Source organism: Xanthomonas sp. LMG 12462, from assembly GCF_009192885.1.
GTDB lineage: Bacteria > Pseudomonadota > Gammaproteobacteria > Xanthomonadales > Xanthomonadaceae > Xanthomonas_A > Xanthomonas_A sontii.
Genome location: NZ_NMPP01000088.1, coordinates 1 through 12,910, shown reverse-complemented (window position 1 = coordinate 12,910; position 12,910 = coordinate 1). Strand labels below are relative to the sequence as shown.

Below are 12,910 nucleotides of genomic sequence, written 5' to 3'. Positions count from 1 at the left end.
GCAACCTAATTTAGATGCTGGCCTCTGCATGAATCCTTACTACATCTATGCACTCAAGGATCCACGCAGGACACCTGCTATTCCTTTCTATATCGGTAAGGGTACAGGGATTCGGGCGTGGGAGCACACATTGAGGGTCGACAAGACTCGTAAGGGTGAGAGAATTGAGGAAATTAAAGCTGATGGTTATGATGTAATCACTGCGGTTCTCGCGGATGACCTGACGGAATATCAAGCTTTGAAGCTCGAAGCGGAGTTGATATCCGCTTTTGGGAGCGAATTGGCTGGGGGGATGTTGACAAACTCAGTCATACCGGAGGGTGTGAGGAAGAAGGTCAAGGATGACTTGATAATTCCTTCTGGAGTCGTAGAAAAGGCTCAAATTGGTCTGGAATTTTTAAAGTCATCTATTCTTGAGTTGGCTCGAGCTAATCCGGAAGGTGTCCTTAATTCGGATGTCGCAAAGGCACTTGGCCTGCAGAGTGACTATCTTGGCGGCTCAAAAGATTATTTGAGTTGGAGTGTACTTGGACTGCTTATGCGTGAGGGCAAGATGGTTCGAGTAGAGCCTAAGAGACATAAGGTCACGACTAAGTAGTGGTAGGCAGTTCATCCAAGCCGAAGTGACTTTTCCATGCGGCTTGAGCCAGATGCTTATCCATCGCTCCCTTCGACCAAGGTCGGAACGACGCCCTCCCCGCCGAAGGACTATGCTCGGAGCCGGTGCACCGGCCTTGGGAGGGGCGGCATGGACTACGCGACGCTGTACCGGCGTTCGATCGAGCGGCCCGAAGAGTTCTGGGCCGAGCAGGCCAGGGCGATCCACTGGGAGCGGCCGCCGCAGGCGATCCTGGAGTACGACACGCCGCCGTTCCGGCGCTGGTTCGTCGGCGGGCTGACCAATCTGTGCCACAACGCGGTGGACCGGCATCTGCCCGAACGCGCCACGCAACTGGCGCTGGTCGCGGTGTCCAGCGAAACCGGGCAGACCCAGGAGATCACGTATGCGCAGCTGTACCGCGAGGTCAACGCCTTCGCCGCGGTGCTGCAGCGGCTGGACGTGCAGCGGGGCGATCGCGTGGTCATCTACATGCCGAACATGGCCGAGGCGGTGTACGCGATGCTGGCCTGCGCGCGCATCGGCGCGGTGCATTCGGTGGTGTTCGGCGGCTTCGCCGCGCATAACCTGGCGCTGCGCATCGACGATGCGCGGCCCAAGCTGCTGATCGCCGCCGATGCCGGCAGCCGCGGCGGCAAGCGTATTCCCTACAAGCCGCTGGTCGATGCCGCCTGCGCCGAAGCCAGCGCGCCGCCGCCGACGGTGCTGATCGTCTCGCGCGGGCTGGACCCGGCGCTGCCGCGCGTGCCAGGGCGCGACGTCGACTATGCCGAGCTGCGTGCCGACGTCGGCGATGCGCAGGTGCCGGTGGTGTGGCTGGAATCCAACGAGCCCAGCTACCTGCTGTACACCTCCGGCACCACCGGCAAGCCCAAGGGCGTGCAGCGCGATGTCGGCGGGCATGCGGTGGCGCTGGCGTTGTCGATGCGCACGGTGTTCGACTGCGGCCCGGGGCAGACCATGTTCTCCACCTCCGACGTGGGCTGGGCGGTGGGGCATTCGTACAACGTGTACGGTCCGCTGATCGTCGGCGCGACCTCGCTGCTGTACGAAGGCCTGCCGGTGCAGCCGGATCCCGGCGTGTGGTGGGCGCTGTGCGAGAAGTACCGGGTGCGCACCATGTTTTCCTCGCCGACCGCGATCCGCGTGCTGAAGAAACATCCGGCGCGCTACCTGCGCGAGCGCGACCTGAGTGCGCTGCGCTATCTGTTCCTGGCCGGCGAGCCGCTGGACGAGCCGACTGCGTTGTGGATCGGCGAGGCGCTGGGCAAGCCGGTGATCGACAACTACTGGCAGACCGAAACCGGCTGGCCGGTGCTGACCCTGTTGCCGGGCGTCGAGTTGCGGCCGGTGAAACCGGGATCGCCCGGCTTTCCCAATCTTGGGTACCGCACGCGCATCGTCGACGAGCACGGCGTCGAGGTGCCGGCCGGGCGCAAGGGCGTGCTGGTGATCGAGCCGCCGTTGCCGCCGGGCTGCATGACCACGGTGTGGAACGACGACGCGCGTTTCCTGCGCAGCTACTTCAGCCATTTCGATACGCTGCTGTACAGCTCGCTGGACTGGGCGATCCGCGACGAGGACGGCTATACCTTCATCCTCGGCCGCACCGACGACGTGATCAACGTGGCCGGTCATCGGCTTGGCACGCGCGAGATCGAGGAAGCCATCGCCGGCCACGCCGACGTGGCCGAGGTCGCGGTGATCGGCATGCACGACGAATTGAAGGGGCAGGTGCCGGTGGTGTTCGCGACGCTGAAGCAGGTCGCGCCGGATGCGGCGGTAGTGATCGAGGAACTGCGCCAGTGCGTGGTGGAGCGTCTTGGCGCGGTGGCGCGGCCGGCGCAGGTGTATCTGGTGCAGGCCTTGCCGAAGACGCGGTCGGGCAAATTGTTGCGGCGCTCGCTGCAGGCGCTGGCCGAACAGCGCGATCCGGGCGATCTGTCGACGCTGGACGATCCCGGCGCGCTGGAGGAAATCCGTCGCGCCTTGCGCGGTTGACGTGCGACTGGCGACGCCGGCGCAGCCGCGCCGGCGTTCGCATCGCCGATCAGCTCAGCCCTTCGGCCTGCAGCGCCGCCTGCACCTGCGGATCGGCGGACATGCGTTCGAAATGCAGTTGCAGATTGGGGCCGAGCGCGATCTGCTGCACGCGCGCCCAGCGCAGGGTGACGAACAGGTAGGCATCGGCGATGGAACGGCGCGCGCCGCCCAGCCAGGTCTGCTGTTCCAGCGCAGCTTCCACGCGCGCGTACAGCGTGCGCACGCGTTCGCGTGCATGTTCCTGGGTGCGGGCGATCACCGCGGCATCGTCGAGATAGCGGGTGCTGCCGAACAGCGGATGAAACGCCGGGTGCAGATCGGCGTTGAGGAAGGCCAGCCAGCGCTGCACTTCAGCACGGCTGCGCGGGCTGCCGTCGCCGGCCAGATGCGCGTCGGGCGCGAGATCGGCGATGTAGTTGAGGATCGCCGAGTTCTGGGTGAGCACCCAGTCGTCCATCTGCAGCGCAGGCACCGCGCCGGCCGGATTGATCGCCAGATACGCCGGCGCCTTCATCGCCGCGGCATCCAGCAGCTTCAGTTCGAACGGCAATCCGGCCCAGCGCAGCGCGATGTGATCGGCCAGCGAACAGGCGCCGGGCTTGGAATACAGTTTCATGGCAGGCGGCTCCGCATCGGTCAGGACGGCAGAGCGTACCTGCTGTGCGGGGCGCTTGGCGATGAAGGCGCGCCATGTGGCGCGCGCGGCTGCGTCAGGGCATGCCTGTGTGGCGAACGATCAGGACGCGTTGCGCGGGCGCAGCTTCTGCACGCGATAGAACGTGTGGTCGCCGATGGTCGCGACCTGATAGGCATTGCGCCAACTCGGGCTGGCGATGGCATGCGCGGCGAAGTGGCTGGCGCCCGGCACGATCTCCTTGCGCTGGCCCTGCGGCAGCGCCCAGTTGCGCTCGGCGGCGAAGGCAACCTTGACCGCATCGGCCCAGGCGTCGTCGTTCTTCAATTCGGTGCCCGGCTTCACCAGGCCTGGCGCGAACTGCTTGCGTGCGGTGACCACCTGGCACATCGAATCGCCCCACAGGCCGCTGTCCAGGCGACGCAGCGCCACTTCGGCGACGGCTTGTTGTCCGCGCAGCGTCTGGTCGCGCGCTTCCAGGTACACGGTGGTGCTGAGGCAAAGCGAATCGGCAGCGGGTTGCGGCAACAATTGCGAGAGCCAGAGAATCCAGGCCAGTTTCATCGTACTCCTTGCTCCGTATGGGCCGTCGTCGAGGCGCTGCGCCGGGATGGCGCGGCAAGCGATGCGGCTTGGCGTCATGGGGAGGCGGCCTGTCACGGGCCGCCCGGGTGCCGGCAATCTGAAGTCCGGCGGATCCGCCAAGATGGGCGGATCGAGAAGAGGCGCGAACGATAGGGGCCGGTTCCCGAATCGCAACTGAATCCCGAGTGTTGACAGGGCTCACATCTCGCTGTGTCGAGATGCCGTCGCGCCTGGCCGCGCGACGGCATTGTGCAACGCTGCACTGCGGTGCATGAGGCTCAGGGAAACTGCTTGCGCTGCATCAGCATGGCGTACACCTTCACCACCGGATCGGCGTGTCCGCTCAGTTGCGCCAGGCGTTGATCGCGATCCGGCCAACGCTGCGCCTGATCGGCGAGCACGCGCAGATCGCCGAACCAGGTGTCGTGATCGCGTGCGTAATACGGGCCGCTCAGCAGCGTGGCGAGCAGGTGCATGCCGCGGTCGCGCGCCGCGCCCGCCGGCGCGTACTCGAGATAGCGCAGCAGTTCGCGCAGGCGCGCGCGCTGCACGCGGCCGCTATCGTCGCTGGCGGCGGTCTGCTGCAGCACGCCGTGGTCGAGTTGGTCGAGGAACTCGATCGATGCTTTTTCCGTCGCCGCATCGCCTGCACCAGCAGCCGCATCCAGCAACTGCGTGCGGATGTTGTAGCCGGCCTGGCGGATCAGCGAGATCGCATCGGCGTCGATCGACTGCGCGGGGAGCGGCGGTGCCGGCACGATGCGCTCGGCCGGCAGCTTGGCGACGAAGCGCTGTTCCAGCAGCCAGTGGTTGCCGAGCACGCTGGAAGGGCAGCGCGTCTGCGCAAGATGCGCGGCGACGTAGCCGCGGTAGGCGGCGTGCAGGCGCTCGCGCAGGGCGCTGTCGGACACTTGTTGCAGCACCAGCGGCATGTCGCCGGCCACGCTGAGTTCGGTGGCGGTGAAACCGGCGTCGTCGCCGCGGATGCGTTCGAACATGCGCACCAGGCTGTCGCCGAGCTGTGCCTGTCCCGCAGTGTCCAGCGGCGCCGCGGCGAGCGCCATCTTCAGCGCCGGGGCGGTGTCGGTTTCGTGTTGCGCCGCGTCCAGGCGTGCGGCGATTGCGCTGGCGCGCGCTGCCGGTGGTGCCGGCTGCAGTGCGCTGGCCAACGCATAGGTCGGGCTGGGATCGTCGAGATAGTCCGCATCGCAACTGCCGGCGTGCGGCGTCGGCAGCGCGGCGAACAACGCCTGAACCTGCGCTGGCGTGGCGTGTTGTGCGGCGCGTGTCTGCAGCGTCAGCCGATCCAGACCAGCGGTGCGCGGTGAGCGCAGTTCGTCGTCGTGCTCTTCGTCGATGCTGCCGACGCGGGCCAGGCCGGGCATGCGCCGTTGCGCGCGCTCGGCCAGTGCCACGGCCTGTTGGGTCAGCCGTTGCGCGGCAGCGGCCCGGTTGCCGTCGGCTGGAAGATCGGCGGATGCAGCCAAGCGCAGCAGCACATCGGCCTGGAAGTCGGTAGGCAGCGCCTGCGCCGCGGCCAGCACCGCACTCGCAGGTGGGCCGGGCACGGCGCTACCGTTCATCGAATCGGCGCCAGTGGACGGCGGCGTCTGCGCACTGGCCGGGCCGGCAGGCGGGTGTGTTGCGAGGGAAGCCGGCGCTGCGGTTTGCGCGCCGTGGGCGGTGGCCGCGCGTTGCAGCAGCGGCACGCAGGCGCCGGCGACCAGCAGCGCGAGAAGCAGATGGCGGGGACGTGGGGCGGAACGCATGGGAACTCCTGAAGGCGGGCGACGGACTGCACGGCGCATGGGCGCCGTGCAGGACCGGGGAGCGCACTCCCCGGGCGACCATCCAGTGGTCAGTTGTAGCGCGCGGTGTTGCGCGGCACGTTGGCGCGAATCACCCCGAGCGGATCGTCGGTGATGATGCTGGTGAAGCCGGCAGTGACCTGCGCGCGGAAATCCGGACGGTCGTCGGCGGTCTCGTTGCCGAAGTACTTGGTACGGGTCAGGTAATCGTCGAGCGAGGCACAGCAGGTGCCGTTGCTGCGCACGTAGTGCTGGCCGTCATGGCTGCTGAGGCGGTACTCGGGGACCGGCGAGAACGCGCCGATCGCGCGTTTCTGCGCCTGGTTCTCGGCCAGCAGTTCGGCGGTCGGGTCGCCGCGGCGGGGCTGCTTGTTGCCGATTTCCAGCCAGGCGAAGCCGCTTTGGCGACGCGCCTCGTTGATCCAGGCGTTGACCCGGCACGCCGGCGTGTCGCCGCGCCCCGAGCCGCACTCGCCGACGTAGCCGCCATCGGCCAGCCTGTCCATGTCGCCGGCGTAGATGGTCGGCGCGAATGGTACACCCTTGGTGAAGCGGGTGATCTCGCTGGGCGTCTTCGGCAGCAGCGAGGCGCTGAATTTCAGCACCACCTGGTTCTCCATGCGGAACGCATGGACCTGGTCGGCCGCGCGCGAGACTGCATCCAGGTTCTTCAGATCAAGCACCACCACCATGTGGTTGGCGTAGGTCACCACGGTGTTCAGCGCCTTGGCCAGCGAGGTCGGATTGTCGTTGGTCTTGGCGAAGTTCTTGTCGCGCAGGAACGAGTTGACCAGATCATGACTGGTCAGGGTGCTGATGTCCGGATTCCAGCCCTTCGGATTGGTTGCCGGCTGGAAGATATAGAAGCCGGGCTCGTGATACACCACGCGACCGGCGTTCTGGTCGTGGAACAGCCAAAGGATGCCGTCGGAGGCTTGCTTGACATCGAGTTCGATCGCTTCGATGTTGTTGTTGTAAGTGCTGAGGATCGAGCAGGTGGAGTTTTCCGCGCAGCCGTTGCCGACCAGCCCGCGATGCGAGATCACCACGACGTCGGCGTGATTCCCCTGGTAGGGATTCTTCATCACGTTGAGGATATGTTGCGGGTTCCAGTTGCTGGCGGCCGACGCCATGCCGGACAGCGTGGCCAGCGACGCGCAGGCCAGCGCCAGGGCGAGAACCTTGGCGGGTTTCTTGGGCAGTTTCATGTGCTCTCTTCCGTTCGGAGTTGATGGAATGAAGTGAAGCAGCGCAGCGCGCGGCAACCGCCGCGCCCATGGGCGCGGTTGTCTGCAGCGCAATGCTCGAAGCGACGGGCATCGTCCTGGCGTTGCATGCCACCCGTCTGAAACTGGACTCCTGGCGACACCGCGCGTGGGCCACCGCGCGGTGTCGCCGGGATTTGGACCGAGGCCCGCTACCGGGGCGTGTCCGTGCCGTGCAGGTAGCGTTGCAATGCCAACGGCTCGTCGGTTTGGATCATGCTGACGCCGTGCTTGCACAGCCCGCCCCAGACCGCGGCCGGATCGCGCAGCGCGCGCTGGTCGGTGAAGTGCGCCGACAGCCGCATCGGTTTGCCGCTGGCGATGTCGTTGGTCATGGTGTTGACGAACAGACGCGCGTGCGGCGCCAGTTCGCGTTGCGCAATGTCCAGCACCACCGGGTCGTCGAACATCAGCTGCACCACCGCCGGCTGCAAGCTGGCGGCGCGGCGCAGGGCCTGCTCGGGCGGCAGCGTCGATTCGCGTTGCAGGTACAGCGCCTGCACCGCGATGTCGGCCTTGCGCGCGCGCTGCAGCACCGCAGCGGGCGCGTCCAGCGGCACGTTGAGCAGCACGTCGCGCTGCGCGCCGGCGGCCTCCACCACGTCGATCACCTGGTCCAGCGCCGCGGCCTTGACGTCCAGGTTCACCAGCACCTTGCCGCGCGCCAAGGCCAGCGCCTGCGCCAGCGTCGGCGGATGCCGCGCGGTAAGCGTGCTGTCGCGGCCGCCACCCTGGCTGCGCACGCGCAAGGCGGCGATCTGCGCCGCGTCCAGATCGGCCACCGCGCCGTGTCCGTCGGTGGTGCGGTCCACGGTGTCGTCGTGCATCAGCACCAGCGCGCCGTCGCGGGTGGTGCGCACGTCGATCTCGACCATGTCCACGCCGCGCGCGATGCACGCGGCGATGCCGTCCAGCGTGTTCTCCGAGGCGAACGTCCAGCAGGCGCGGTGCGACACCACCAGCGCCGGTCCGTGCGGGTCGCGCAGCCGGTCGGGCAGGCTCGGCGTTGCCGCCATGGCCACGACCGGCATCGACATCGCGGCGCTCATCAGCAGTCTCCGGAAGCGCATGCTCACCATCTCCAGGTCAGCGAGGCGTTGTAGTTGCGGCCGAAGATCGGCCGCGCGTAGATCGCGTCGGCGGTGCCCTGGCCGGACAGCGTGTCCACGCGCGCATTGCCCTCGGTCAGGCCGAGCGCGTTGCTGACGTTGGCGGCGTGCAACTGCAGCTCCAGGTGCTCGCTCAACCGCGCGAACAGGCCAAGGTCGTAGGTGGTGTAGGCGGGCAGGGCGGTGGCGTTGGTGTAGTCCACATAGCGCTGGCCCATGCGATAGGCGGTGGCCGACAGTTCGACCGGTCGGCCATCGATGTCGAGGTACAGGGTCGGGCTGAGCGAGGCCATGAACTTGGGAATGCGCGAGATCTGCTTGCCGTCCAGGTCGCCGTAGCTGAGGCCGGTGGTCGCATTGCTCAGACCGCGCGTCTGCGGATCCTGCAGCGTGGCCGAACCGGTGATGCCGAACAGCGGCGACGGCCGCCAGGTGAACTCCGATTCCAGGCCAAGCGTGCGGGTCTTGCCGACCAGCGCCAGGCTCTGCACCGCACCGCTGCCGTCGAGCACGATGGCGCTGATCGACAGATCGTTGAAGCGGCTCCAGAAGCCGACTGTGGAGAACGAGAAGCTGTCGCCGAAGCTGCCGCGCAGGCCGGCCTCGGCCTGGTCGATGTCGGTGACGTCGGCGTTCTGTGTCTGGTAGACGTTCTGCAGCCGCGGCAGGCGCTGCGACTGGGTGTAGCGGGCGAAGGTCTGCAACTGCGGGGTCAGCGCGAACTCGGCACCAAGCGTCCACTGCGTGGCATGGCGATGATCGGTGCGCGGACTGAACGCACCGCTGAGCCCGCCGACGTTGTCGTCGGCCAGCGTGGTCGGATCGCCGAGATTGCGCGTGGTGGTGGCGTAGACGCCGCCGCTGGCGTTGTAGCGGGTGTAGCGCACGCCGGCATCCAGGCCGAGGCGGCCGAAGCGCACCGAATCCCACAGGTACGGCGACAGGTAGGTGCCGTTGGCGAAACCGCGGGTGACGCCGTTGCCGTAGCGCACGAAGCCATTCTGGGTGACCGAACCGACCACGTTGCCGGCGGCGTCGTAGGCCAGCACGTCCAGGCGCTGCGCGTTGTTCTGCAGCGTGGTCAGCACGGTGTTCTGCAGGCGGTCCTGGCGGTACTCGAAGTGCTGCACGTTGAGGCCGGCGGTGAGCGTGTGCTGGCCCAGTACGGTGTCGTCGAACGCCTTGCTCAGGCGCAGGTCGTCGGACAGCGTGCGCAGATGGGTGCGCGCATTCCACAGGCCGCTCTCCAGCACCAGGCCGTCGGCCGCGGCCGGATCGTAGGCGGTGCCGTTGCGGCTGGCGACGTAGCCGACCCGCGCCACCCGCGTGCTGAAGCCGCTGCGCGCACGGCCGAGTTGCGTTTTGAGGTAGGTGCCGGCGTCGTAGGGTGCGGCGCCGGAGAACAGCGCGGTGTAGTCCACCTCCGCATCGACGAAGCGCATGCGGTTGTTGAGGGTCAGGCCGTCGCCCAGATCCCACTCCAGGTGCGTGCCGAGTTGCTTGACCTTGCTGTGGATACCGTCGGCCAGGTCGAGGTTGCGCGCCAGCGGTGTAGTGCCGTCGAAGGTCAGGGCCGTGGTGTGGCGCAGGTCGTTGGACAGCAGGGTGCCGTCCAGCGGGTCGATCAGCGCCGACAGCGATTGCGACGGGTTGCGCGGGTCGGCCAGCGGGATCGGGTTGTAGAAGGCGGTGCGGTCGTTCAAATACTTGGCGTCGACGTCGAGCACCGCATCGCCCATCAGGAAGGTCAGGTTGCCGCGCAACTGGCCGCCCTGGTCGGCGGTGTAGCCGGTGCGGCGCAGGCCGTCGTCGCTGCGGTGGTAGCCGCCGATGCTGTACAGCACGTTCTCGCTGAGCGGGCCGGCGCTGTAGGCGTCCTCGCGGCGCAAGCCGTCGCTGCCGACGCTCATGCGCACCGCGCCCTCGGGGGTGGCGGTGCCGTGGCGGGTGATGGCATTGACCGTGCCGCCCGGCGCATTGGTCGCGAACAGCGGCGAGGTGCCGCCGCGCACCACCTCCAGGCGCTCGGTCATCATGTCCAGCGCGAACAGGGTGTCGACGTTGAAGAAGCTTTCCTGCGGCTCGTCGAACAGGGTCAGGCCGTCTTCCTGGTACTGCACGTAGTACCAGCCGCCGGCCGGCAGGCCGCGCACGTAGAGATTCTGGCCGCCGCCCTGGCCGCCGGAGGGTTCGGCGGAGAAACCGGGGACCGCCCGCAGCATGTCCACGCTGCTGCTCGGGGTGCTCCGCTCCAGGCGTTCCTTGGACACCACGCTGATCGCGAAGGGGGCGTCCTTCTGCGACTGGCCCTGCGGCGTGCCGGTGACCACGATCTGGTCCAGCGTGGTGGTGGCGTCGGCCGGGGGCGCTGGCGCGTCCTCGGCATGGACGGTCGCGGCGCTGCCGAGGATGGACGCGAGCGCCAGTGCCAGCAGGCTCGGGTGCGGATGAACGGTACGCATGAAGACCCCCAAGTAAAAGAATGTGTTGTTAATACTATTTGCAATGTATGAAACTTGGATGTCCACGTGCTAGGTTGTTGCGGTTCGTGCATCCATCACGCTTTGCGTCCGCCTATGCCGCATCCCGATTTCCCGCCGCGCGTCAGTGCCGGCGGCCGCCAATTGCTCGATCGTGTGTTCAAGACCGGGGTGCAGACCCAGGCGGCGCTGAGCCGCGACCTGGATCTGTCGCAGCCCACCGTGGCGCGCCTGCTGCAGGGCTTCGTACATGACCGCATGGTCCAGCTCAGCGCCCGTGCCGCCGAGGGTCGCGGCAATCCCAGCGTCGATGTGCGGCTGGCGCCGGATTACGCCTACGCCTTCGGCATCGGCCTGATGGGCGACGTGGTGGCGCTGGCGCTGGTGGATTTCGCCGGCACCATGCGCGGCCAGCGCCGCATCGGCCTGGCCGACATGCGCCGCGCGCCAGTGCTGGCGCAGTTGCAGCGATTCCGTGCGGAGCTGCTGGCCGAGACCGGCGTGGACCCGGCGCGGGTGGTCGGCATGGGCATGGCGATTTCGGCGTTCTTCACCGGGCAGGGCCGGCAGATGGCCGGGCCGCCGGCGCTGGAGGACTGGACCCAGGTGGACCTGGTGCCGATCCTGGAAGAAGCCCTGGGCTGCGTGGTCACCATCGAGAACGATGGCGCGGCGGCGGCGGTGGCCGAGAGTCTGTACGGGGTCGGCCGCGACTGCCGCGACTTCGTCTACCTGCACCTGACCAACGGCTTCGGCGGCGGCATCATCGCCGATGGCCGGCTGTTCCGCGGCCACCGCGGCAATGCCGGCGAGTTCGGCGGCATCTGGACCGTCGGCGGCATGGCCTATCCGAACCTGGATGCGCTGCTGTCGCTGGTGCGGGCCGCCGGCCAGGACTACGCCGGAGTCGAGCAGATGCTCGGCGCGATCGACGCGCACACCCCGGGCGTGGACGCCTGGCTGGACATGGCCGAGGCACCGTTCTCGCAGTTGTGCGCGTATCTGGCCTATGCGCTGGATCCGCAGGCGATCGTGATCGGCGGGCGCCTGCCGGCCGCGATCGGCGCACGCCTGATCGAGCGCATCCGCATCCCGCGCGCGCCCAACCGCCACGGTCTGGCGCCGCCGCTGCCGCAACTGTGCATCGCCCGCACCGTCGGCGACGCGGTGACCCTGGGCGCGGCGTTGATGCCGCTGCAGCGGGCGTTTTTCGCCTGAGACATGCAGCGGCGGGCGCAGTGCGTCGCGCCGCAGTGCAGGTGTTGCTGACCAGACGCTAGCCCGCGTTGCATCGCGGTGGCGTCGACCGTGCGCCGCTGTCTCAGCCGCTGCTCGCGTTGGCCGCCAGGCCGGCACCGATCGGATGCGATCGCCGGCGTCCCGTCAACAGCGCCAGCAGCAGGCACAGCGCCCCGCACAGCAGAGGGCCGGCCGCCATCGCCCAGCACAGCAGCAGGCAGTGCCCGTCGCGGTAGTCCAGCGCATCCAGCAGCACGCCGATCAGCACCACCCCGGCGGCCAGCGCGACCTGTGCGGCGGCGGTCAGCGCGGCGAAGCACAGCGCATGCTCGGCGACCGCCCGGGTGGCGGTGCACTGCGCGTGCCAGGCCCATACCAGTTGCCCGCCGCTGCCGCCGATGGCGCCGATGCAGGCCGCCGCGGCCAGGCTCAGCAGTGGCTGCGCCGGCAACGCCAGGGCGAACAGCGGCGCGCACAGCAACAGGGCGCTGCCGAGCCAGGCCAGCCGTTGTGTCGGCGTGCGCTGTCGACCCCAGCGCGCGGCCAGCGGCTGCACCAGCACCGTGCCGAGCGCGTAGGCGATCAGGACCGCGCTGCCCCAGCCGGGCGAGAGCAGACCGTAGGCAGCCACGTACGGGGCGAGCTTGGTGAACGCTGGCAGGGTCAGCGAGACCGCTGCGATCAGTGCCAGCGGCTGCCAGGGAATCGCGCGCCACGAGGGCGCTCGGTCGATCGCGATCACGGCCGTGGCGTCGGCCGGGGCCGGGTGCGCAGTGGCGTGATGGCGCAGCACCCGCTGCAACTGCCAGGCGCACAGCATCGCCACCGCCGCCAGCACCGCGCTGGCCTGCAGCGCCAGGCTGCCGCCATCGGTCCCGCGCGCCAGCACCGCACCGACCACGCTGCTGATCAGCAGCGCCGCCGCGCCGCTGCCGGCCAGGCGCAGCGCGCTGGCGCCGTCGTGGCCGCGCCAGGGCCACTGTGCCAGGCTCAGCAAGGTGTTCTGGGCCACGTCGCAGGCGGCGTAGGCCAGCCGGAACAGCAAACTCACCGCCAGCACATAGCCCAGCCGCCACGGCGGCGGCAGCAAGGGTGCGGCGAACACCAGCAGCAGCGCCAGCGCCGCGG

The 12,910-nt window shown here is 68.2% G+C and carries 10 protein-coding genes; 3 read left to right on the top strand and 7 right to left on the bottom strand.

Annotated features, from left to right (window positions below):
- Positions 1-28 precede the first annotated feature (28 nt).
- On the top strand, positions 29-598 hold the full coding sequence (locus tag CEK69_RS19135; protein WP_152247399.1) for a GIY-YIG nuclease family protein: 570 nt from the start codon (positions 29-31) through the stop codon (positions 596-598).
- Positions 599-748: 150 nt separating this feature from the next.
- A complete protein-coding gene (prpE, locus tag CEK69_RS19130; protein ID WP_152247397.1) occupies positions 749-2,620 on the top strand; it encodes a propionate--CoA ligase in 1,872 nt (623 codons plus the stop codon).
- A gap of 49 nt (positions 2,621-2,669) precedes the next feature.
- Here prpE and CEK69_RS19125 read toward each other — a convergent pair whose 3' ends face one another.
- From CEK69_RS19125 to CEK69_RS19100, 6 genes are all read right to left on the bottom strand, one after another.
- Entirely contained in the window at positions 2,670-3,278 is a 609-nt protein-coding gene (locus CEK69_RS19125; protein WP_152247395.1) for a glutathione S-transferase N-terminal domain-containing protein, read from the bottom strand.
- Between the two features lie 120 nt (positions 3,279-3,398).
- Complete coding sequence (locus tag CEK69_RS19120) at positions 3,399-3,860, bottom strand: cell wall hydrolase (RefSeq protein ID WP_019797714.1); 462 nt, start codon at positions 3,858-3,860, stop codon at positions 3,399-3,401.
- A gap of 299 nt (positions 3,861-4,159) precedes the next feature.
- Positions 4,160-5,650, bottom strand: coding sequence for a hypothetical protein (locus CEK69_RS19115; protein ID WP_226975234.1), 1,491 nt, complete (start codon positions 5,648-5,650; stop codon positions 4,160-4,162).
- Between the two features lie 89 nt (positions 5,651-5,739).
- On the bottom strand, positions 5,740-6,897 hold the full coding sequence (locus CEK69_RS19110; protein WP_017917046.1) for a glycerophosphodiester phosphodiesterase family protein: 1,158 nt from the start codon (positions 6,895-6,897) through the stop codon (positions 5,740-5,742).
- Between the two features lie 209 nt (positions 6,898-7,106).
- Positions 7,107-8,003, bottom strand: coding sequence for a glycerophosphodiester phosphodiesterase family protein (locus CEK69_RS19105; RefSeq protein WP_152247393.1), 897 nt, complete (start codon positions 8,001-8,003; stop codon positions 7,107-7,109).
- A 23-nt stretch (positions 8,004-8,026) separates the two neighbouring features.
- On the bottom strand, positions 8,027-10,525 hold the full coding sequence (locus tag CEK69_RS19100; RefSeq protein ID WP_152247391.1) for a TonB-dependent receptor: 2,499 nt from the start codon (positions 10,523-10,525) through the stop codon (positions 8,027-8,029).
- Positions 10,526-10,639: 114 nt separating this feature from the next.
- On the opposite strand from CEK69_RS19100, the gene CEK69_RS19095 reads away from it, so the two are divergent.
- Complete coding sequence (locus CEK69_RS19095) at positions 10,640-11,761, top strand: ROK family protein (RefSeq protein WP_152247389.1); 1,122 nt, start codon at positions 10,640-10,642, stop codon at positions 11,759-11,761.
- 103 nt (positions 11,762-11,864) lie between these two features.
- Here the strand turns inward: CEK69_RS19095 and CEK69_RS19090 are convergent.
- On the bottom strand, positions 11,865-12,910 hold a 1,046-nt coding region (locus CEK69_RS19090; RefSeq protein ID WP_152247387.1), incomplete at its 5' end, for an MFS transporter.